Origin of the sequence: Komagataeibacter oboediens (genome assembly GCF_018491655.1) — a bacterium.
Taxonomy (GTDB): Bacteria; Pseudomonadota; Alphaproteobacteria; order Acetobacterales; family Acetobacteraceae; genus Komagataeibacter; species Komagataeibacter oboediens.
The window spans coordinates 59341-79296 of sequence record NZ_JABLUU010000015.1 but is presented as its reverse complement, the minus strand read 5'-3'; the positions used below and the strand labels follow the sequence as shown (position 1 = coordinate 79296).

Below are 19956 nucleotides of genomic sequence, written 5' to 3'. Positions count from 1 at the left end.
CATCCTGCATTTTCGGACCGCGCTGCGGGCCGATATGTCAGACCGTTTCTTCCTCCCCCGTGAGGGGGGCAATGGAAATGGCGCTGTCGTTCATGTCCCGGCAGCATGCCCGCAGGGTGGAAATGAAATTGGCCAGCAGCGGCACATGCTGCCCCGCCCGCATGGCAATGGCCAGTTCCGCACGCGGCGCCTTCGCACCCAGAGAATGATAGGTCACGCCCCCCGAATGGATCTGGTGCAGCGACCGGGGCACGACCGATACCCCAAGCCCCGCGGCCACCAGCGGCACGGTGGACGCGATCTGCGGGGCCTGCTGGCCCATGCGTGGCGTGAAACCGGCATTGTGGCAGGCGGACAGGATCGCGTCATGAAACCCCGGCCCCAGTTCTCTCGGGAAGATGATGAAGGGTTCATCCACCAGCATTTCCAGCTCAAGGTGGCGGTGAATGGCAAGCGGGTGCCCCTTGGGCAGGGCCACGACCGTTTCCTCCTCCAGCAGGGGGGACACCAGCAGGCCGGCCCCGTCGGGCACCGGCGGGCGGACAATGGCGATGTCTATGGCCCGGTCATGCAGGCTTTTGCGCAGGGCGGGGGTATTGCTTTCCTCCAGATAGATCGTGACATCGGGCCACAATTCCCGAAAACGCCGTACCGTCAGCGGAATCATCGGCAGTAGCGAGACCGCACCCGCCAGCCCCACGCGGATATGCCCCTTCTCACCCCGCGCCAGCCCCTGTGCCGTAGCCAGGAACTGCTGCTGCATGCCCAGCAGGGCACGCGCCTGATCCAGCAGGACCAGACCGATATCCGTCAGCCTGACCCCACGCGTCAGGCGCTGGAACAAAAGAACACCCAGTTCATTTTCAAGCTGCTTGATCTGCTGGCTCAAAGGTGGCTGTTCTATGCCTAGCTGCTCTGCAGCACGGGTAAAGCTCCCGTTCTCGGCAACGGCTACAAAATATCGTAAATGCCTTAAATCCATGTTCCATATAAATTATATATGGGAATGTCTTTCAATATATATTTGACGAAATAACATGGCTTGCGCCACGTTTCGCGCCAATCGTGCTGAGGATGAGTATCCCATAATGAAAATTGGCCTGTTCATTCCGTGTTATATCGACGCGTTCTACCCTGAGGCAGGGATTGCCACGCTGGAACTGCTGGAAAAACTGGGACAGGATGTCGAATATCCGCTGGACCAGACCTGCTGTGGCCAGCCCATGGGCAATTCCGGCTGCAATTCGGACGCCGCCGCCGCGGAAGCCCTGTTTGTTCGCAACTTCGCCAAATACGACAAGATCGTCATGCCATCGGGCAGCTGCACGCATCATGTCCGCGACAATTTCGATGCGATTCCGCAGACCGACGAAGTCCGCCATGTACGTGAAAACACCTATGAACTGGTGGAATTCCTGCATGACATCCTGAAGGTCGATGCCTTCCCATGGGCGGAATTCAACCACACCGTGGGCCTGCACAACAGCTGCGGCACACTGCGCGCCCTGCGCACGGCCAGCATGTCCGAACTGGGGGAAAAGCCGTTTTCCAAGCCGATGGACCTGCTGTCGAAAGTGAAGGGCATCCGTTTTGTCACCCCCAAGCGGCCCGATGAATGCTGCGGGTTCGGTGGCACCTTCTCCGTTACGGAAGAAGCCGTGTCAGCCAAAATGGGCGTGGACAAGGTGCGTGACCATTATCAGGCGGGCGCGGATTACATCGTCTCGGCCGACTCTTCATGCGTAATGCACCAGCAGGGCTGTGCCGAACGCGCGGGCGTCCCCATCCGCTTCATTCATATCGCGCAGATCCTTAACGGAGCAGCAGAATGAGCAACAAGCCCGTCAACCACGCCCGCGCAGCCGAGCATTTCCTTGAGGATGCGCCCCACCTGCAGTTCCATGACGAACGCCTGTGGGACATGCGCCAGAAGCGTGACGGCCAGATGCATATGCTGCCCGAATGGCAGGATCTGCGTGAAGAGGCGTCCCGCATCAAGGAACATACGCTGTCCCGCCTGCCCGAATATCTGGAGCAGTTCGAGGAAAACGCGAAAAAGAATGGCATTCACGTCCACTGGGCGCGCGATGGGGCGGAACATAACCGCATCGTGGGCGAGATCCTGAAGGCCCATAACGCGCGCAACCTGATCAAGAGCAAGTCCATGGTCACCGAAGAATGTGACATGCGGCCCTATCTTGAAAAACAGGGCGTCACCGTAACCGAGACGGACCTGGGCGAACGCATTCAGCAGCTTGATGACCAACTGCCCAGTCACATCGTGGTGCCGGCAGTGCACAAGCTGACATCGGACGTGGCCAAGATCTTCGCCAAGGATTACCACACCGACCCCAACATCCGTGACCCGCACCTGCTGGCCGAAGCACAGCGCCAGGCGGCCCGCCCCGTGATCCTGCATGCGGATGCGGGCATGACGGGCGGCAATTTCGTGGTGGCGGAAACCGGCACGTTCGTGGTCTGCACCAATGAAGGCAATGCGGACCTGAGCGCGACCGTGCCCAATCTGCACATCGCAACCATCGGGATCGAACGCCTTGTCCCGCGCATGGCCGACCTTGGCGTTTTCATCCGCCTGCTGTCACGCAGCGCACTGGGATCGCCGATCACGCAGTACACCACCCATTTCCGTGGCCCGCAGAAGGGGGGCGAAATGCATGTGGTGCTGGTCGATAACGGCCGGTCCGCGCGTCTGGGCATGGAAGATTTCTGGACGTCGCTCAAATGCATCCGCTGTGGCGCCTGCATGAACACCTGCCCGGTGTACCGCCGTTCAGGCGGGCTGTCCTATGGCGCGGTGTATTCCGGCCCGATTGGTGCGATCATCGACCCGACCTTCAACGAACGCAAATACAGCACGCTTCCCTATGCCTCGACGCTGAACGGAAGCTGCACCAATGTCTGTCCGGTCAAGATCAACATCCACGAACAGCTGTACAAATGGCGCCGCGTACTGGTGCAGCACCATGAAATGCCCTTCGTCAAGCGTGAGATCATGCACATGGCGGGCAAGCTTATGGGTCAGCCCAAGATGTACCGCGCCGCCATCAAGATGACCGAGGTCTCGCTGGGCTCCATGCCGCGCTTCGTGCTGTATAACTGGCTGAACCCGTGGGGCAAGCACCGCGAAAACCCGCATCCGGTCAAGCAGACATTCAATGACTGGTATCGCAAGAACCGCGAGAAGGCCAAGCCTGCCGCCGCATCGGAGACCAAGAAATGAGCGCCGCACGCGACGAAATCCTGCAGGTCCTGCGCAATAACCGTCCCACGCCGGAAAACCATCCGCTGCCGCCGGTCAGGACACTGGGTGATCTGGATGCCAGCCGGGAACGCTTCATCGCCAGCCTGAAGATACTGGGCGGCGATGTGCTGGAGCCGGTTGAAGGCGAAACACTGGATCAGGCCATCATGCGCCGTCACCCGGATGCGAAGGTGATCTGTTCCAATGTGCCGGAAGCGAAGGGCACGCTGCCGGTGGAAAAGGTCAAGACCCCGCAGGACGCGGCGACCATTGACGTGACCGTGGTGCGTGCACCCTTCGGCATTGCGGAAATGGGGTCAATCTTCCTGAGCGAGTCGCAGCTGCCGATCAATTCCTTCGCCCATCTGGGGCAGCACATCGTGGTGGTGCTGTCGCCCGACTCGATTACGGCGAACATGCACACCGCCTATCAGGAACGGCCAGAATTCAAATCCGCCAATTATGGCGTGCTGATGAGCGGCCCGTCCGCCACGGCGGATATTCAGGGCGTGCTGATCCGGGGCGCACAGGGTGTGCGATCCCTTTCGGTCTGGTTTGCCTGAATGTGACAGGCAGCCCTTCGCGCCATTTTCCCGAAATGGCGCGAAGCTGCCGGGTATCAGACAGCTTTCTTCAGGTTGGGACTGGCCTTGAAGCGGACCGTCTTGCCCGCCTTGACCTTCACCGGTTCGCCGGTACGGGGATTGAGCGCCTTGCGGGCCTTGGTTTTCTTGACCGTAAACGTGCCGAAAGACGGCAGGGTAAAGCCACCCTCACGCTTCAGTTCCTTGACAATCGCCGCGATCAGGTCAGAAGCAGCCTGATTGGCCGCGACACCCGTGCAATCAATCGAATCCTGAATAACTGCTGCAATAAAGGCTTTACTCATCGTAACGGCCTGCTCCTTTCGGGCTAAAAATGAATGTCGTAAGTATCCTGTTCGCGTAACCAGACGGGGTATTGCCGCCCATCCGGGCCGAACGGTCGCGGCTTTTAACCCGATGAATGGGGTTACACCAGCAATTTTTTGTTATCACATAAAAATTCCTGCTGTTGTGGTCAGCAAGAACCGAAGCCTTTGCGAAAACGGTAGTTATATCGGCCCATCTGTGCGATAACAGATTGTTTATATCGAAATCGTATCATTCTGGCTAAAAAAAACTGGTCCTGAAAAAATATTTCCCGCGCCAGACACCCCATCCACATGACGGCAGTATCTGGCGCGGATTATGGACCGCCAGCCTCAGCTTTTGAAATTCTGCGCCTTCAGGTCCGTCACGCCGACAAAAGTGATCCGGGTCGCGTCATCCAGGCTGACAGTCGTATTTCCGCCGGCAATGGTGGCGTTGTCCAGCATGGACTGGATGGCACCCGCACTCGCATCATAACCGGACAGCTTGACGGCATTGCCTGCCGACCTGCCAAAGTCCTGAATGATGTCGTTGCCACCATCCTGCCCCTTGATGAAATCGAATTCTGTCGTGCCGTTCCCTGCCTGCAGCAGGTCATTGCCCAGACCGGCCTGCAGGGTGTCAGCACCCTGCCCGCCGATCAGGGTGTCGTTTCCGTTACCCGCCACGGCGTAGAGCGCATTCGTTGACAGCCCGCCATCAAGCGTTTCATTCCCGCCGCTGGCGTAATAGGTGATGTTCCCGGCTGTATTCGCGCTCAGGTCCAGTCCGGCAGTGCCGAAAATGGTGGCGTTGCTTCCGGTTACGGTGTCGGAAATGCCCTTACTGCCATCAATGAATGTCAGTGTGCCCGGCACGCTGACCGAAATCGAACTGGCATCGACATTATCAAGCAGGGTGGAATAGCTGGCCGAAATCGTATCGCTGTCGCCCCCGCTTACGGTCAGGCTGTCATCACCCTGGATGGTGCTGTCGCTGGTGGAATTGATAACAAGGTCATTGCTGCCGTAAATGGTGTCGGACACGCCCCCATCAATGGTTGCGGTATCCTGCGCAGGGGCAGGTTCTTCAAAATAATCATCGGTTGCATAGGTAACGATGCCCGAATTGCTGACATCCTGCACCACGACGCCATCAAATACCTGCAACTGTGCATTGCCACCGTCAAACGCCGTCGTCCCACCGGGGGCGTTCCAGTCTCCGGTCACGGTGGGCGTGCCGTCAAAGGCATAGACCGTGTCGGTCCCGCCCATGACATGCATGACATCCTGCCCGCCGCCACTGACGAACTCGGTATTGCCGCCAGCCGCGTAATAATTTACGTCGCCCGATCCGGCGATGAAATCCACCTCACCCATGTCGCCGTCCACGGCGGTCACGGCCTGGCTGCCACTGTCCAGGACGACGGTGCCATCCAGCGGCGCGGGCGTTGTACTGCCAATCACGACCTTGCTGGCGGTCGTGTCATAATACCCGTCGGACGTGATCTCCTGTGCCGCCCCGCCAATCTGCTGCGCGATCGACCGGTCGATCCCGGCCACGCCCAGCATGCGCAGGGACTGCGCCGGAACGTTGGTGATGTCCCCGCCATAGGCCTGCGTCAGTGCGGTGATGTCGGCACCGGGAATGCCGCCGATCAGCGATTGCAGGGCCGCCGCCTCACCCGCCTGCTGCAGTCCCGCTATGACGCTGCTGTCCGGATTGATCCCCAGCGTCTGGCCCGTGGCCCCGGTTACGGTCACACCCATGCATTCCGTTCCTTTTCACGCATTGCGGGAACATGCATGTCTCCCGACGTCGCTACAGATGACCCGCCACCCGCGCCGCCATGATCGTCACGACCGGGAAGGGGATGCTTTCACGACGCTAATTGACAGCAATGGGTTAAGAAATTCGGAATCAGGGTCAAATCGGTTCAGTTTGACGGAACCTGTTTTTCCAGTTCCTCCAGCCATATGCGGGCATTGCCATCAGACGGCGCACGCCAGTCCCCGCGCGGTGACAGCGCACCCCCGGCAACAACCTTCGGCCCGTTGGGCATGGCCGAACGCTTGAACTGGCTGAAACCAAAGAAGCGGTTAAGAAAAACACCCAGCCAGTGACGGATTTCGGGCAGATCATAGCTCCGCTGGCTACCAGCGGGGAAACCCGGCGGCCACGCCCCGACTGCGGCATCACCCCATGCATGCAGTGCCATGAATGCGATTCTGGACGGGCGGAAGCCATACCGCAGCACATGGAACAGGGTAAAATCCTGCAATGCATACGGGCCGATCAGCGATTCCGTGCTCTGCACCGCCTGTCCCGCCGTGGCGGGCACCAGTTCGGGCGAGATTTCGGTGGACAGGATGGCATCCAGCACCGCGCAGGTCCGTGCCTGTTCCTGCCCGCTGGCCATGACCCAGCGGATCAGGTGCTGGATCAGTGTTTTCGGCAGGCCGGAATTGACATTGTAATGCGCCATCTGGTCGCCCACGCCATAAGTGCACCAGCCCAGCGCCAGTTCCGACAGGTCGCCGGTGCCAATGACGATCCCGCCCGACTGGTTGGCTAGCCGGAACAGGAAATCGGTCCGCAGCCCCGCCTGCACGTTTTCGAACGTGACGTCGTACACGTCCTTCCCCGTGGCAAAGGGATGTCCCATCTGTTCCAGCATGAGCCGTGCCGCCGGGCGGATGTCGATTTCACGCGCCTGTATGCCCAGTGCCGCCATCAGTTCATGCGCATTGCCACGCGTGTCGCTGCTGGTGCCAAAGCCGGGCATGGTATAGCCCAGCACCGCCTGCCGCCCCAGCCCGCTTTCATCCGCCGCCCGGGCCGCGACCAGCAGCGCATGGGTGGAATCAAGACCGCCCGAAACACCAATGACCAGCGTTTTCGCCCGTGACGCCAGCAGCCGCCGCTTCAGGGCCGTGACCTGTATGGTAAAGGCTTCGTAACAGTCCTGATCCAGCACCGCAGGGTCACTGGGCACGAAGGGAAAGCGGGGAATGGCGCGCTGCAGGCCGATATTTTCCATGGGCGGGGCCATGGTTAGATCGATCCAGCGCCAGTCCCGCACACCTTCATGCGCCCGGTTGTCGGCAAAGGTGCCCATGCGCAGGCGTTCCTGCCGCAGCAGATCAAGGTCCACATCCGCCGTCAGCGTGACAAGGCCGGATGGAAAACGCGCACTTTGCGCAAGAAGCGCGCCATTTTCAAAAATGGAGGCCTGCCCGTCCCACGCCACGTCGGTGGTTGATTCCCCCTCCCCCGCCGCAGCATACAGATAGGCACAGATACAACGCGCGGAATGGGACTGGCACAGCAGCGTGCGCGTACGCGCCTTGCCCACCGTGATGTTGGATGCCGACAGGTTGGCAATGACCGTGGCCCCGGCAAGGGCGGCCTGAATGCCCGGCGGCTGGGGCACCCACATGTCTTCACAGATTTCGGCGGCCACCACCAGCCCCGGCACATCACGGGCACGGAACAGCAGGTCGGTGCCAAACGGCACGTCATGACCACCCAGCGTGACATGGCCGCCCCGCAGCCCCGCACCGGCAGTAAACTGCCGTGCCTCGTAAAACTCGCGGTAATTGGGCAGGTAGGACTTGGGAATGACGCCAGCAATACGCCCGTCATGCAGGGCAATGGCGCAGTTGTACAGCGCATCCCCCCACACGACCGGTGCCCCCACCAGCACCAGCGGCCGCAAGCCCGCCGTCTGCGCTGCAAGCCACGTTATGGCATCGCCCACGCGGTCAAGCAGCACGTCCTGCTGGCGCAGGTCCTCGATGGCATAACCCGACAGGCCCAGTTCAGGAAAAACCGCAACCACGGCCCCTGCATCATGACAGGCACGGATTGCTTCACTGGTGCGGCGCGCGTTTTCCATCGGGTCTGCCAGAACCACCGGCAACGTACATGCCGCCACGCGCGCAAACCCGTGCGTGTACATAGCGTAAAATCCGGCCGTGCTGTCGCGTGCTGTCATATCCTGCCTTCCCGCCCCGAAAACCAAAATCATGCCGCCCGATGAACCGGGTGCCGTCTGGCGCATTGTTATAGAGCGGATGGCATGCCCGCGTCTGTCACAACAACGATCGGAAGGAACCGGATCATGGACCTGTTACGCTGGACCATCACATTCCTTGTCCTGGCCCTGATCGCCGCGGTCTTTGGCTTCGGCGGCATCTCGGACACCTTTGCCTATTTTGGCAAGGTACTCTTTTTTGTCTTCATCGTCCTGTTTATCCTTGGATTGTTTTTCGGCCGCGGCCGCGGAACTTCGCCTTGATCCGCAATCCTCGGCGTACAAGCGGAATCAGCGCAAGGGCATAGATCCCGTCCATCATGGCCATGGACAATGGCACGCCGGGCACAAGATAGGTCGCCGCGTCGCACGGCTTGGCCGGACGGCGCGGCATGGAGGCCAGGCGCTCGGCAAAACTGCCGCCGTGGAATGTGGGTGCACGGCATTCAGGCAGCGGGCTGGCCCACCACCCCTGTTCCACCCCCACATGCACAACCGACAGCCCGAAGGCGCACAGCAGCACCGGCATGCACAGCCACAGTACGCCACGGGCCATGTCGCGCGGCAATATGGTGGCGAATGCCCCCAGCACGATCAGGATACGGTAGGGCCAGCGTTCCCACAGGCACAGCCCGCAGGGGACGTGGCCGAGTGTGTACTGGCTCCACCACGCGACACCAAGTGCGGCAAACCCTGCCAGCACCATCAATAAAGCAATTGAACGCATGGCTGGCTACGATCGGTCCACGACGGGCGCTGCCTGCAACGCGCGCATGAAATCAGCGGCCCAGCTTACGGCTGTCGTGCTGCTGACCTCGCGCTCCAGCGCCTGCCAGCGCGTGCGGCGTTCCGCAAGGCCCATCGTCAGCGCCTCATGCAGGGCATCGGCGATCTCATCGGGATCATACGGATTGACCAGGATGCCTTCGTCCATTTCCGGCGCGGCACCCGCGAAATGCGACAGGATCAGCACGCCCGGATTGGCCGGGTCCTGCGCCGCCACGTATTCCTTGGCAACAAGATTCATGCCATCGCGCAGGGGCGTGATCAGGGCGGCTTCCGCCCGGCGGTAGAACCCGGCCAGAACCTCACGCGGAAGCGGGCGGGTGATGTAGCGGATGGGCGTCCAATCGAATTCGGAATACGCGCCGTTGATCCGCCCGGTCAGTTCGTCAAGCTGGCGGCGCAGCTGGCGGTATTCCTCCACACTGCCCCGGGAAATGGGAGCGACCTGCAGAAACGTCACCTTGCCACGATGTTCGGGATAGCGGGCCAGCAGCGCCTCATAACCACGAAAGCGTTCGGGCAGGCCCTTGGAATAGTCCAGCCGATCCACGCCCAGCACCAGCTTGGCACCGCGCAGGCTGCCTTCCAGGCGCTCGACCTCCGGTCCCTGCATGCTTTTTTCCGCCTGCGCGCGGAACTCATCGGGATCAATGCCAATGGGAAATGCCTCCCCACGCGGCGGCAGGCCGTTGACTTCCAGCGAGTGATTCAGGTTCTCGGCATCCTCGGGGGTCTGCACGCCCACCAGGTCATAGCTCTGCATATCCTCAAGCAGCAGCTCCGCGCCTGGCAGGGAGCGCACGAGGCTCCATGGCGGAAAGGGAATATGCAGGAAGAACCCGATCCGGCATTTCACCCCCAGATCCCGCAGCGCCTGCCCCAGCGGGAACAGGTGGTAATCATGCACCCATATCACGTCATCGGGCCGCAGCAGCGGCAGCAGGGTGCGCGCGAACATGGCGTTGACCGCAAGGTAGGTTTCCCAGTCCGTGCGGGAATAGTTCATCAGCCCCACGCGGTAGTGAAACAGCGGCCACAGGATGCCGTTGGAGAAATTCTGGTAAAACCCCTCATACTGCAGCGGGGTCAGGTCAATGGTGGCGTAGGTGACGTTATCAACCCGGTCCAGCCGGGGCACCGGATCACCGCCATGCAGCTGCACCTGCTTGCCTGACCAGCCGAACCACAGCGATTCCCCTTCGCGCAGCGCATCTTTCAGCCCGACGGCCAGACCGCCTGCGGGCTGGCTGCGTTCACGCGGGGACGGGACGCGGTTGGATACAATAATCAGTCGCCCCATGTGTCCCCGCCCCCCTGTGCCAGTTGCGCAAGCCAGCCACGGAAGGCCGCGGGATCAGGGAAATCAGCCGGGATACGGAAACCGACCCCGCCCAGATGCACCGCCATGCGGATGCCGTCTTCATCCGTCACATCATCGCCCACGAAAATCGGGGCCCGCCCGGCAAATGGCGCGCTTTTCATCAGCACTTCCACCGCATGACCCTTGTCTATGCCCGCGGGGCGGATTTCCCACGCCATCTTGGCCGCCTGCACGTGAAAGGCGCCATTGGTCGCAGCGACCCAGTCATCCGCGATTTTGCCCAGTTCCGGACCCGCATCTGGCGCGCCCCGGTAATGCAGCACCAGCCCCGCCTTCTTGCGTTCGATCCGCACGCCGGGATGGGCATGGGCCAGCCTGTCAGCCTGTTCGATCCATGCGGCAGGCACCGGCGGCAAAGGCGCACGTTCAATGGCCTGCCCCGGCGCATGACGGATGGCGATGCCATGTTCACCCGCCACGGCATAGGGCACGTCGCCCAGAAAATGGTCGATCTGGTCAATGGGCCGTCCCGAAATCACGGCCAGTGCATTGCCGCACCTGTCACGCAGGCGCCTGAGCGTATCGAGCAGGCCGGGCGCCACCACCACGGATTCAGGCGTGGGGGCGATATCAACCAGCGTACCATCAAAATCCAGCAGGAATGCCGCGCGTGCAGGCGGAGGCAGCCGATCGAGCGAAGGAAAGGAAGGTATCTTGCTCATGATGGGTCTAGCCTCCGGCAAAGCTGGGGAATACGCAAGCCCGGAACCATACCGGACAGGCGGACAGCATTGATACGATACAAATTAAACTATTATCTAATGCAGCATTAGCGGGGCTGCCCCCTCATCCCCCGGATCAGGGGCAGGCGGCATGGGCAGCGGCGGCGAGGCCGGGGGCGCCACGGTCGGGGCCTGCGTGGGCGACATCGGCTGCGGCGCATCCGGCACGGCCGTGCCCGGCGCGGGCGACGGGGCCGTGCCGCCAGCCGCCGGGACCGGGCTGCCATCAGCCCCCACGCCGGGGGCCGCCACGGTTGCAAGCGGGGGTGGCACGGGGGCTACCGCATCGCCGCTGCATCCCGCAAGCTGTACATCATAAAGCGGGTTCTGGAACACGCCGGTCGCGGGTTCGTCGATCGCCATCCATCCCTGAAAGGCCGCCATGCCTTCATGCGCGTCGTGCACTTCCATCCATGCGGCGCTGTCCGCGGGCAGGGTGGGCGGCCGCTGCAGGCATGACGTGGCATGCAGCGTCAGGCTTTTATAGGTGACGTCCTGTCCCGTGGGGATGTCGAGCATCTGGATATGGGCATCCAGCTTGTCCAGCACACGCACCGTGGCGATGGACCGCCCCTGCCACGTATCGGGCGGATACATCGCGGGCGGGGCCAGCCATTCGACCGCATGGGCGCAGGCGGGCAGTCCGGACAGCAGGACGGCGGGCAGGCAGCGCAGGAGACGCCTCATGCCTTGGGGCTCCGCAATCCACCCACAAGGTCAAGCAGGATCTGGCGCATTGCCGCCTCATCCACGCCCATCAGGATCGCATCTTCGAACGCGTCACGTAGAATACCCTGCAATTCCGTATAATTTTCCTGCAATATCAGCAATTTATCCCGACATGACACCGGCGTGCCATCGGATTGCGGCCAGACCTTCGGCATCCCCGCGCTGGCGTCCGCATCATGGCTCATGGGGTGTCTCCGCCCGCAGGGGGCTGCGCAGGCCGGGAAGCCTGGGCCTTGTCCTGCCGGGCCTTGGTCAGCGTATCGGTGACGGAAAAGATGAACTTGCTCAGCAGTTGTTCAAGGCTGATCGCGCCCTGCGTCTGGCCGATCGTACCGCCGGGGGCCAGCATCTTCTCATCCCCACCGGGGGACAGCGCGATGTATTTACCGCCCAACAGGCTGTCGCTGGTAATGATCGCCGCCGTATCATCCGGCAGTTTGATATCGGGCCGCACGGTAAAGGTGACCTGGGCTTCAAAGGTTTTGGGATCGACATGCTCATCAACCACCTGGCCAACCGTGATTCCGGCCAGCCTGACATCCGAACCGACCGACAGGCCATCTATGTGGGCAAAACCCGCGTTCAGCCGGTAGCCGCTTTCATGCGGCCGCCCCTTGTCCAGCACGGCATAGGCCAGCATGCCCGCCAGCACGGCCAGCACGGCAAATCCGGCAAGAAGTTCCGCTGGCTGACGGCCCGCTCGCCCTGAAACAGCAGCAACCATGTTGGCAATGCTTCCCCAATATCCAGTGGCGCGCACCCTAGCAGGTTACGCCACCGGTTTCATCCCTCGGGGTACCATGCCTCATAATCGCTGGTAGTTGAAGCCCGCTGCCCACCACGCAGGTCGCTGCCGGGGGGATGATAGGCGGCCGCCGTTCCGGTCTGGTTGGGCTGCCACGGCCGCTGCCATGGCTGGCGCGCGCTTTCGGGCAGGGGGGCATCATCCATATGGTGCAGCCAGCCCCACCATTCGGGCGGGACGGCAGATGCATCTTCCCCCCGGTGATAGATGACCCAGCGTTCATGACGCTTTTCCCCGCCACCGGTGCGGTTGGGGGTCCGGGCCTCATAATAGGGTCGGCCATCGGCGTCCCTGCCGACCAGCCGCCCCTTGAAACGGGTATAGATACGGGTGCCTAGATTTGCCATGACCGAAGCCTAGTCCGCCTCCCCGCGCGTGGTCCACGCGCATATGCGCGAGCGGCCGTCACATCTGCACGATCAGGCAAAACGGGCAGGCCGACAGCCCCCTCCTACGTCACCTGCCCCGCCGTGACGGACGGGATGCGCGTGACACAGCGGGACTCGATCACAGCCATCACCCTGTCGGGACCGTGGGATTTCGCCCCCCTTCCGGCCCGTCCGTACTTATCCCCCATATCCACGGTATCCAGTGGAATGTATAGTTGCGACTCCGGTCCAGACGGGTTCCGCGCGCCCTGTCCGTGCCGGTAAAACAGAAGGTATGACAGCACGAAGCCACTGGAATGGCGTGCGCATGCGTACCGTAGAGGCCGCAGCGGACCCCGACGACGCGCCACGTTCCATTACCCTGCCCGCCGACTGGGATGACACGGCAGCCGAGGCCTTGGCCCAGCTGGCCCCCGGCCATGGCCCCGCCAGCCTGCCGGTCGAGGCCGCGCGATGGATAGACGACCTGTGTACCGGTGAAATATCCGGCCCCACGGTCCAGCCCGTCGCGCGCACGCTGTCGTGCCTGCTGCTGATGCGGCAGGCCGCGCCAGCGGACAGCCTGTGGCACGGGCACCATGACCGCAGGCCCGCCTTCGTGGTCAACCTTGCGGCCTTTGTCGAAGCCGATAACGGGTTCATGGCCACCGATTTCGTCGCGGCCCTGCGCCTGCTGGCCCGCGTGCTGCGCGCGGTGTCGCGACAGAAGCAGCATATGCGCAATGGCGAACTGCCACTGCCCGACCCGTCGGGCGGGGCCACGCCCCACCTGCGCGCCGTCCCCGCCCCCGTCGTGGCAGACCTGCATGAACGTCCGCCGGTGGCTGGCGCCATCCTGCTGACCAACCTTGATGCCTGCCTGGCCGGGCTGGGGCTGGATTATGACAGCGAAGCCGGGCGCGACGCGGCATGCAGCATCGTGGCCCTTGCCACCCTTGTCGCCCATTCCGGCGAGGGCGCGGACGCCATGCCGCTGCCGCCCGTGCGCAGCATCCTGCCCGGCGTCAGCCAGATCGCCCGCGCGGTGTGGCAGGAAGCCGCGGTCGAGACCGACCACCCTGCCGCGCGCGTTGAAACCGGTTTTTCCACGCCCGGGCCGATCGATGCGCTGCTGGGGGTGGAATCGTGCGGGCTTGCCCCCGTTTTCTCCCCGCTGCGCGCCGACGGGCGGCTGGCCACCAGCACGCTGGCGCGGCTTGCGTGCCGGGGGCTGACGCTGGAGGCCGCCTTTGCCGCGACACTGGCGGGGGAGACCGTGCTGCCATTACCCGGTGCTGCGTCGCATCAGGCCATGCACCGCGCGCTCAGCGGGTTCGTGGACCGCGTGCCCGCACGCCCCGACGCCACGCGCGACACACTGGCCACCCGCGCGGGTCTGGAACGCGGCGTGCGCCGTCCCCTGCCCGCACGCCATGGCGGCTTTACCCAGAAGGCCAGCGTGGGCGGCCACCGGCTGTTCCTGCGCACGGGGGAATATGCCGACGGGTCGCTGGGGGAAATCAGCCTGACCCCCACGCGCGAAAGCCCGATGGTGCGTGGCCTTATGGATACGCTGGGGCAGGCTGTCAGTATCGGCCTGCAATACGGCGCACCGCTGGAAAGCTATGTCGAGGCCTTCGCCTATACCCATTTCGGCCCGGCCGGCACGGTGGAAGGCGACCCGGTTGCGTCCTACGCGACATCCATGCTGGACTATGCCTTCCGGGCGCTTTCAGATGCCTATCTGGGGCGCAGGCTGCCCGATGCCCCGCATGAGGACATGATGGTGGACACCCCCGCCCCCATGCTGCCGCTTGACCTGCCTGAATCCGGCAATGACGATGGCGATGACACACCCCCACGGCGGCGCGGGCTGCGACTGGTCGGCTGACGCACCGGCCCGTGCGCCCTGTCGCCCCTGACAACGTAAGGATGAACCCGATATGCCTGACATCACCCCCGAACAGCGCCTGAAGCAGCTTGGCATTGTGCTGCCCACCCCTGCCGCCCCGGTGGCGAATTATGTCGCGGCCGTCCTCAGCGGGTCTTCGCTTGTGGTATCGGGGCAGCTGCCGCTGGTGGATGGCAAGCTGCTGACTACGGGCAAGCTGGGCGACAGTGTCGCCGTTGAACTGGCGGTCGAAGCCGCGCGCTACAGCATGATCAACGTGATCGCGCAGGTGAAGGCCACGATTGGCGACCTGTCGCGCGTGAAGCGCGTGGTGCGTCTGGGCGGGTTCATTGCCTGCACGCCGGACTTTACGCAGCATGCCGCCGTGATGAATGGCGCGTCCGACCTGGCGGTGGCGGTGTTTGGTGATGCGGGCCGTCATGCGCGCTCCACCGTGGGCGTGCCGTCGCTGCCGCTCGATTCGGCTGTTGAAGTGGAAGGCCTGTTCGAAATAGGCTGAGACAAAGCCCCACAACACAAAAGGGAGCCTGTCATGACCCCAACGCCCCACGCGGTTTGTCCACTGGTGCGCCCGTCATGACCGGCACCACCATGATCCTGCACCGCAGGATTGCTGAAATCCCGGCACAGGAATGGGATGCCTGCGCCGGGGATGACAACCCGTTTGTCAGCCATGCCTTCCTGTCCGCGCTGGAAGACAGCGGGTCCACCGGGCCACAGACCGGCTGGATGCCCCAGCACCTTGCCCTGCGCGACGGGACAGGCCGCCTGCTGGCGGTCGCCCCGCTATATGCCAAGGGTCATTCCTACGGCGAATATGTATTCGACCAGCAATGGGCGCAGGCCTTCATGCAGGCGGGCGGGCAGTATTACCCAAAGCTGCAGGTGGCTGTCCCGTTCTCCCCCGTGCCGGGGCCGCGCCTGCTGGTGCACAGGGACGCACCGGATGCCGATGTCCTGCGCCAGCTTGCGGGCCGTGCGTTACGTCAGGCCTGTGGGGAACTGGACCTGTCTTCGGTCCATGTCACGTTCTGCACGCAGCATGAATATGACCTGCTGGGACAGACCGGATGGTTGCAGCGCCTTGGGGTGCAGTACCACTGGGACAACTGCGACTATACCAGTTTTGACGATTTCCTGGACACGCTTGCCTCGCGCAAGCGCAAGGCCATCCGCCGGGAACGGCGCGACGCCAATGCCTGTGGCCTGACGTTCCATACCTGTCGCGGCACGGACATCACCGATGCCCTGTGGCATGATTTCTATCAGTTCTACCTGTCCACCGTGGACCGCAAATGGGGCAGCGCCTACCTGCAGCCCGGCTTTTTTCCGCTGCTGTCACAACGGCTGGGGGACCGGGTGGTGCTGATGATCGCAAAACGTGATGGTGTGCCGGTGGCGGGTGCGCTCAACCTCATGGGACGCACCACCCTGTATGGCCGCAACTGGGGACGGGTGGAGGGGGACTGGCCCTTCCTGCATTTTGAACTGTGTTATTACCGCGCCATCGACTTCGCCATCGCCCACGGACTGAAACGGGTGGAGGCAGGCGCACAGGGCGACCACAAGCTGCAGCGCGGCTACCGTCCGTGCCTGACCCATTCAGTCCACTGGATCAGCCATCCTGGCCTGCGCGAGGCGGTTGCCGGATTCCTGCACCATGAACGCGCCGCCATCCAGGCCGAACTGCCCGCGCTGGATGCCATGACCCCATACCGCTCCGGGTTGTGATGGATGTGATGATGCATGTCATGCCGCATTGAACGGCGGGCGTGATAGCGTAGCGCATTGATCGGCGGCCTGCAGGCCGCGCCCTGACAGCCAAGGAGCGGACCCCATGTACGCAATGCGACTGCTTGCCCCCCATACCCCCCTGCAATGGACCGAACTGCCCGATCCCATGCCGGGACCGGGGCAGATCCGCGTGAAGGTGGGGGCGTGTGGCGTGTGCCGCACGGACCTGCATGTGGTGGATGCGGACCTGCCATTTCCCGGCCATGCACTGACGCCGGGGCATGAAATCGTGGGCCGGATCGATGCCATCGGCCCGAATGTGGAAGGTCTGCACATGGGCCAGCGCGTGGGCATTCCGTGGCTGGGCCATACCTGTGGCTGCTGCCATTACTGTGAAACCGACCACGAAAACCTGTGCGACCACCCGCTATTCACCGGCTACACGCGCGATGGCGGGTATGCCACCATGGCGGTGGCGGATGCGCATTTCACCTTCCCCCTGCCCGATGGCGATGACGACGTGGCAACGGCCCCGCTGCTCTGCGCGGGGCTGATCGGCTGGCGGTCGCTGGTCATGGCGGGCAAGGAGGCGCGCAGCATCGGGCTGTACGGTTTCGGGGCCGCGGCCCACATCATTGCGCAGGTGGCGGTGTGGCAGGGGCGCTCGGTCTATGCCTTTACCCGTCCGGGCGATACGAAAACGCAGGAATTCGCCCGGTCGCTGGGGTGTGTCTGGGCAGGTGGATCGGACGAGATGCCGCCTGAACAGCTGGATGCCACCATCATCTTCGCCCCGGTGGGCGCGCTGGTGCCTGCGGCGCTGAAGGCCGTGCACAAGGCCGGTCGTGTGGTGTGCGCGGGCATCCACATGAGTGAGATCCCCGCCTTTTCCTATGACCTGCTGTGGGAGGAACGGCAGATCGTCTCGGTCGCGAACCTCACACGGCAGGATGGCATCGATTTCCTTGAACTGGTGCCGCGCGTGGGCATACGCACCACGACAACCCCCTATCCGCTGAAAGAGGCCAACAGGGCGCTGGATGACCTGCGCCATGGCCGGTTTGAAGGGGCCGCGGTGCTGGTACCCTGACCGGACGCCGCAACCCGGCGGGCGGGGCCATGGCCGGAGCGGGTATTTTTCCACCCTGGAACCGCCTGCATGTTGTCAGGAAACCTGAAAATAACTTATTGATAAATAATATTAAAATGTTTCAGGCGTCGCCTTTGCCCAGAAAGGCAACGCTCCCTGAAGCAATGTGCAGGAAGTTTCCCCATGACTGCCCGATGTGCCCCGGGCAGGCTTTTCAGGCAGCCTGCGGCACATAGCAGCGCTGGCAGGCTGAAGGGTGTGGGTGTCACCCATGCGGAAAATATCCCCCGAAAGGGATCGGGAAGCGTCGCAAAAACGGCCCGGCCATTATTAATTCTGGCTTTTGGGGCAATCATTCTTTATGCACCGGCCTTCTCCCCTGACGCATGAACACGGCCGGCGGCCAGTTTCCTTCCTGCGTCGCCTGTGTTCTTCATGTTTTTGTCCGGATTGCCCGATACATGCCGTTTCCCGAAACCCACCCCGCCCTGCAACGCGCGCTGGACGAGCGTGGGTACGATAATCCCACCCCCGTCCAGACAGCCGTACTGGATGTCGCCGCCGAAGGGCGCGACCTGCTTGTTTCCGCCCAGACCGGGTCGGGCAAGACCGTCGCCTTCGGCCTGGCCATGGCCGATACCCTGCTGGGTGGAGCCGAACGCTTTGGCCCGGCGGGTCCGCCGCTGGCCGTCATCATTGCGCCGACACGCGAACTGGCCATGCAGGTCACGCGTGAACTGACGTGGCTGTATGCGCCTGCTGGCGGGCGTATCGTATCGTGCATCGGCGGCATGGACGCACGGCGTGAAGCCCGCGCCCTGCAGATGGGCGCGCATATCGTGGTCGGCACGCCGGGGCGACTGTGCGATCATCAGTCGCGTGGCCGTCTGGACATGTCACAGCTGCGCGTGGTCGTGCTGGATGAAGCGGACGAGATGCTCGACCTCGGCTTCCGGGATGAACTGGAGCAACTGCTTGACGCCATGCCCAAGACGCGGCGTACGCTGCTGTTCTCGGCCACCATCGCCAAGGAAATCGCATCGCTGGCGCGGCGTTACCAGAACGACGCCGTGCGTATCGACACCCTGTCGGGCGCCAAGCAGCATGCCGATATCGAATACCGCGCCATCGTGGCCGATGCGCGCGAACTGATCCCCGCCGTTGTGAACGTGCTGCGCTACACCGACAGCCAGACCACCATGGTGTTCTGCGCAACCCGTGAAATGGTGCGTCACATGCAGGCCGCGCTGGTGGAGCGCGGCTTCTCCTCCGTCGCGCTGTCTGGTGAACTGGGGCAGAACGAGCGTACGCGCGCCATCGACAGCCTGCGCAAGGGTCAGGCCAATGTGTGCGTTGCAACTGACGTTGCCGCCCGTGGCATCGACATTCCCGCACTGGCGCTGGTGATCCATGCAACCCTGCCGACCGATCCCGCCACCCTGCTGCACCGTTCGGGCCGCACGGGCCGCGCGGGGCGCAAGGGTGTGTGCGTGCTGATGGTGCCCATGTCACAGCGTCGCCGTGCCGAACGCCTGATGCAGGGTGCAAAGATCACGGCAACATGGTCCGGCGTGCCGACAGCCGCCGAAATCCGCGCCAACGACGCCAAGCGCCTGCTGGCCGATCCCGTCCTGAACGAGGACGTGGCCGAAGCGGACAAGGAACTGGTTGGCCAGCTGGTTGAAGGCCGCACCAGCGAACAGCTGGCCGCTGCCCTGCTGCAGATGTACCGCGCCCGCCTGCCTGCACCGGAAAACGTGCGTCACATCACCCCTGACGCCCCGCGTCCCCCGCGCGAACGCAGCGAGCGTGACGGCACCCGCCCCACGCGCGACAGCTACGCCAGCGCCGAACCGGGTGCCTGGTTCGCCATGAACGTGGGCCGGCAGGAAAAGGCTGATCCCAAGTGGCTGATTCCGCTGATCTGCCGCCTTGGTGGCGTGCGCAAGGCGGATATCGGTGCGATCCGCATCAACGATACCCAGACCCTGTTCGAGATTACCCCGGATTCGACCGAAAAATTCCGTTCGTGCATTGCCGCGATCGAGAATGACGAAGTGCAGATCTCACCTGCCAGCGCACCGGCTGGCGGCGCACCCCGCCGTAGCGGACCGCCGCGTGGCGGACGTCCGTTCGGGCGCAAGCCCGGCGGGGGCCGTCCCGGTGGCGGGTTTGGCGGACCGCCACGCAGTGGTGCGTCCTCACGCAAGCGTCCGCGTTCATAAACGCGGGACATGCCCC

At 63.2% G+C, this 19956-nt stretch carries 20 protein-coding genes; 9 read left to right on the top strand and 11 right to left on the bottom strand.

Features of this window, described 5'->3' with window-relative positions:
- Positions 1 to 37: 37 nt before the first annotated feature.
- A complete protein-coding gene (locus HNO79_RS12465) occupies positions 38 to 982 on the bottom strand; it encodes a LysR family transcriptional regulator (protein WP_029329506.1) in 945 nt (314 codons plus the stop codon).
- Positions 983 to 1088: 106 nt separating this feature from the next.
- Here HNO79_RS12465 and HNO79_RS12460 point away from each other — a divergent pair, with 106 nt between their 5' ends.
- Genes HNO79_RS12460 through HNO79_RS12450 form a run of 3 tightly spaced genes read left to right on the top strand, consistent with a single transcriptional unit; the run spans position 1089 to position 3825 of the window.
- Complete coding sequence (locus HNO79_RS12460) at positions 1089 to 1832, top strand: (Fe-S)-binding protein (protein ID WP_010514657.1); 744 nt, start codon at positions 1089 to 1091, stop codon at positions 1830 to 1832.
- Positions 1829 to 3241, top strand: a complete 1413-nt coding sequence (locus HNO79_RS12455; RefSeq protein ID WP_010514656.1) for a lactate utilization protein B — start codon at positions 1829 to 1831, stop codon at positions 3239 to 3241. Before HNO79_RS12460 ends, HNO79_RS12455 begins: the two co-directional genes overlap by 4 nt.
- Positions 3238 to 3825, top strand: a complete 588-nt coding sequence (locus HNO79_RS12450; RefSeq protein WP_214165336.1) for a LutC/YkgG family protein — start codon at positions 3238 to 3240, stop codon at positions 3823 to 3825. Before HNO79_RS12455 ends, HNO79_RS12450 begins: the two co-directional genes overlap by 4 nt.
- 56 nt (positions 3826 to 3881) lie before the next feature.
- On the opposite strand, the gene HNO79_RS12445 is transcribed toward HNO79_RS12450, so the two are convergent.
- From HNO79_RS12445 to HNO79_RS12435, 3 genes are all read right to left on the bottom strand, one after another.
- Positions 3882 to 4151 (bottom strand): HU family DNA-binding protein, encoded by a 270-nt coding sequence (locus tag HNO79_RS12445; protein ID WP_010514654.1) that lies wholly within the window; start codon positions 4149 to 4151, stop codon positions 3882 to 3884.
- A 354-nt stretch (positions 4152 to 4505) separates the two neighbouring features.
- Positions 4506 to 5921, bottom strand: a complete 1416-nt coding sequence (locus HNO79_RS12440; protein WP_214165335.1) for a hypothetical protein — start codon at positions 5919 to 5921, stop codon at positions 4506 to 4508.
- A 167-nt stretch (positions 5922 to 6088) separates the two neighbouring features.
- Positions 6089 to 8149 (bottom strand): NAD(+) synthase, encoded by a 2061-nt coding sequence (locus HNO79_RS12435; RefSeq protein ID WP_214165334.1) that lies wholly within the window; start codon positions 8147 to 8149, stop codon positions 6089 to 6091.
- Between the two features lie 126 nt (positions 8150 to 8275).
- Between HNO79_RS12435 and HNO79_RS12430 the strand changes: the two genes are divergently transcribed.
- The gene (locus HNO79_RS12430) at positions 8276 to 8452 is read left to right on the top strand and encodes a DUF1328 domain-containing protein (RefSeq protein WP_010508831.1); all 177 of its coding nucleotides are present in this window, start codon (positions 8276 to 8278) and stop codon (positions 8450 to 8452) included.
- On the opposite strand, the gene HNO79_RS12425 is transcribed toward HNO79_RS12430, so the two are convergent.
- The 7 genes from HNO79_RS12425 to HNO79_RS12395 form a co-directional block, all read right to left on the bottom strand.
- Positions 8406 to 8915, bottom strand: coding sequence for a disulfide bond formation protein B (locus tag HNO79_RS12425; RefSeq protein ID WP_214165333.1), 510 nt, complete (start codon positions 8913 to 8915; stop codon positions 8406 to 8408). The two genes, HNO79_RS12430 and HNO79_RS12425, sit on opposite strands and share 47 nt — an antisense overlap.
- A gap of 6 nt (positions 8916 to 8921) precedes the next feature.
- Positions 8922 to 10274: an alpha,alpha-trehalose-phosphate synthase (UDP-forming) gene (locus HNO79_RS12420; RefSeq protein ID WP_010514649.1), complete on the bottom strand. Its 1353-nt coding sequence runs from the start codon at positions 10272 to 10274 to the stop codon at positions 8922 to 8924.
- The gene (otsB, locus tag HNO79_RS12415) at positions 10262 to 11017 is read right to left on the bottom strand and encodes a trehalose-phosphatase (RefSeq protein ID WP_010514647.1); all 756 of its coding nucleotides are present in this window, start codon (positions 11015 to 11017) and stop codon (positions 10262 to 10264) included. Before otsB ends, HNO79_RS12420 begins: the two co-directional genes overlap by 13 nt.
- A gap of 96 nt (positions 11018 to 11113) precedes the next feature.
- On the bottom strand, positions 11114 to 11764 hold the full coding sequence (locus tag HNO79_RS12410) for a DUF2155 domain-containing protein (protein ID WP_200410339.1): 651 nt from the start codon (positions 11762 to 11764) through the stop codon (positions 11114 to 11116).
- On the bottom strand, positions 11761 to 11991 hold the full coding sequence (locus HNO79_RS12405) for a hypothetical protein (RefSeq protein ID WP_010514645.1): 231 nt from the start codon (positions 11989 to 11991) through the stop codon (positions 11761 to 11763). The genes HNO79_RS12410 and HNO79_RS12405 overlap by 4 nt, the downstream gene beginning before the upstream one ends.
- Positions 11988 to 12530 (bottom strand): outer membrane lipid asymmetry maintenance protein MlaD, encoded by a 543-nt coding sequence (mlaD, locus tag HNO79_RS12400; protein WP_200410338.1) that lies wholly within the window; start codon positions 12528 to 12530, stop codon positions 11988 to 11990. Before mlaD ends, HNO79_RS12405 begins: the two co-directional genes overlap by 4 nt.
- Positions 12531 to 12589: 59 nt before the next feature.
- Positions 12590 to 12958, bottom strand: coding sequence for an NADH-ubiquinone oxidoreductase subunit NDUFA12 family protein (locus HNO79_RS12395; RefSeq protein ID WP_200410337.1), 369 nt, complete (start codon positions 12956 to 12958; stop codon positions 12590 to 12592).
- Positions 12959 to 13307: 349 nt separating this feature from the next.
- Between HNO79_RS12395 and HNO79_RS12390 the strand changes: the two genes are divergently transcribed.
- The 5 genes from HNO79_RS12390 (at position 13308) to HNO79_RS12370 (ending at position 19940) form a co-directional block, all read left to right on the top strand.
- Positions 13308 to 14870, top strand: a complete 1563-nt coding sequence (locus HNO79_RS12390) for a TSCPD domain-containing protein (RefSeq protein ID WP_010514642.1) — start codon at positions 13308 to 13310, stop codon at positions 14868 to 14870.
- A gap of 52 nt (positions 14871 to 14922) precedes the next feature.
- A complete protein-coding gene (locus HNO79_RS12385; RefSeq protein ID WP_010514641.1) occupies positions 14923 to 15390 on the top strand; it encodes a RidA family protein in 468 nt (155 codons plus the stop codon).
- A gap of 77 nt (positions 15391 to 15467) precedes the next feature.
- Complete coding sequence (locus HNO79_RS12380; RefSeq protein ID WP_048855608.1) at positions 15468 to 16622, top strand: GNAT family N-acetyltransferase; 1155 nt, start codon at positions 15468 to 15470, stop codon at positions 16620 to 16622.
- A gap of 106 nt (positions 16623 to 16728) precedes the next feature.
- Complete coding sequence (locus tag HNO79_RS12375; RefSeq protein ID WP_010514639.1) at positions 16729 to 17715, top strand: zinc-dependent alcohol dehydrogenase family protein; 987 nt, start codon at positions 16729 to 16731, stop codon at positions 17713 to 17715.
- Between the two features lie 461 nt (positions 17716 to 18176).
- A complete protein-coding gene (locus HNO79_RS12370) occupies positions 18177 to 19940 on the top strand; it encodes a DEAD/DEAH box helicase (RefSeq protein ID WP_010514638.1) in 1764 nt (587 codons plus the stop codon).
- Positions 19941 to 19956 lie beyond the last annotated feature (16 nt).

What these genes read in the sequence shown, in the direction of transcription:
- HNO79_RS12465 (WP_029329506.1), bottom strand. Translation starts at nt 982, where the DNA reads ATGGATTTAAGGCATTTACGATATTTTGTAGCCGTTGCCGAGAACGGG.
- HNO79_RS12460 (WP_010514657.1), top strand. Translation starts at nt 1,089, where the DNA reads ATGAAAATTGGCCTGTTCATTCCGTGTTATATCGACGCGTTCTACCCT.
- HNO79_RS12455 (WP_010514656.1), top strand. Translation starts at nt 1,829, where the DNA reads ATGAGCAACAAGCCCGTCAACCACGCCCGCGCAGCCGAGCATTTCCTT.
- HNO79_RS12450 (WP_214165336.1), top strand. Translation starts at nt 3,238, where the DNA reads ATGAGCGCCGCACGCGACGAAATCCTGCAGGTCCTGCGCAATAACCGT.
- HNO79_RS12445 (WP_010514654.1), bottom strand. Translation starts at nt 4,151, where the DNA reads ATGAGTAAAGCCTTTATTGCAGCAGTTATTCAGGATTCGATTGATTGC.
- HNO79_RS12440 (WP_214165335.1), bottom strand. Translation starts at nt 5,921, where the DNA reads ATGGGTGTGACCGTAACCGGGGCCACGGGCCAGACGCTGGGGATCAAT.
- HNO79_RS12435 (WP_214165334.1), bottom strand. Translation starts at nt 8,149, where the DNA reads ATGACAGCACGCGACAGCACGGCCGGATTTTACGCTATGTACACGCAC.
- HNO79_RS12430 (WP_010508831.1), top strand. Translation starts at nt 8,276, where the DNA reads ATGGACCTGTTACGCTGGACCATCACATTCCTTGTCCTGGCCCTGATC.
- HNO79_RS12425 (WP_214165333.1), bottom strand. Translation starts at nt 8,915, where the DNA reads ATGCGTTCAATTGCTTTATTGATGGTGCTGGCAGGGTTTGCCGCACTT.
- HNO79_RS12420 (WP_010514649.1), bottom strand. Translation starts at nt 10,274, where the DNA reads ATGGGGCGACTGATTATTGTATCCAACCGCGTCCCGTCCCCGCGTGAA.
- otsB (WP_010514647.1), bottom strand. Translation starts at nt 11,017, where the DNA reads ATGAGCAAGATACCTTCCTTTCCTTCGCTCGATCGGCTGCCTCCGCCT.
- HNO79_RS12410 (WP_200410339.1), bottom strand. Translation starts at nt 11,764, where the DNA reads ATGAGGCGTCTCCTGCGCTGCCTGCCCGCCGTCCTGCTGTCCGGACTG.
- HNO79_RS12405 (WP_010514645.1), bottom strand. Translation starts at nt 11,991, where the DNA reads ATGAGCCATGATGCGGACGCCAGCGCGGGGATGCCGAAGGTCTGGCCG.
- mlaD (WP_200410338.1), bottom strand. Translation starts at nt 12,530, where the DNA reads ATGGTTGCTGCTGTTTCAGGGCGAGCGGGCCGTCAGCCAGCGGAACTT.
- HNO79_RS12395 (WP_200410337.1), bottom strand. Translation starts at nt 12,958, where the DNA reads ATGGCAAATCTAGGCACCCGTATCTATACCCGTTTCAAGGGGCGGCTG.
- HNO79_RS12390 (WP_010514642.1), top strand. Translation starts at nt 13,308, where the DNA reads ATGCGTACCGTAGAGGCCGCAGCGGACCCCGACGACGCGCCACGTTCC.
- HNO79_RS12385 (WP_010514641.1), top strand. Translation starts at nt 14,923, where the DNA reads ATGCCTGACATCACCCCCGAACAGCGCCTGAAGCAGCTTGGCATTGTG.
- HNO79_RS12380 (WP_048855608.1), top strand. Translation starts at nt 15,468, where the DNA reads ATGACCGGCACCACCATGATCCTGCACCGCAGGATTGCTGAAATCCCG.
- HNO79_RS12375 (WP_010514639.1), top strand. Translation starts at nt 16,729, where the DNA reads ATGTACGCAATGCGACTGCTTGCCCCCCATACCCCCCTGCAATGGACC.
- HNO79_RS12370 (WP_010514638.1), top strand. Translation starts at nt 18,177, where the DNA reads ATGCCGTTTCCCGAAACCCACCCCGCCCTGCAACGCGCGCTGGACGAG.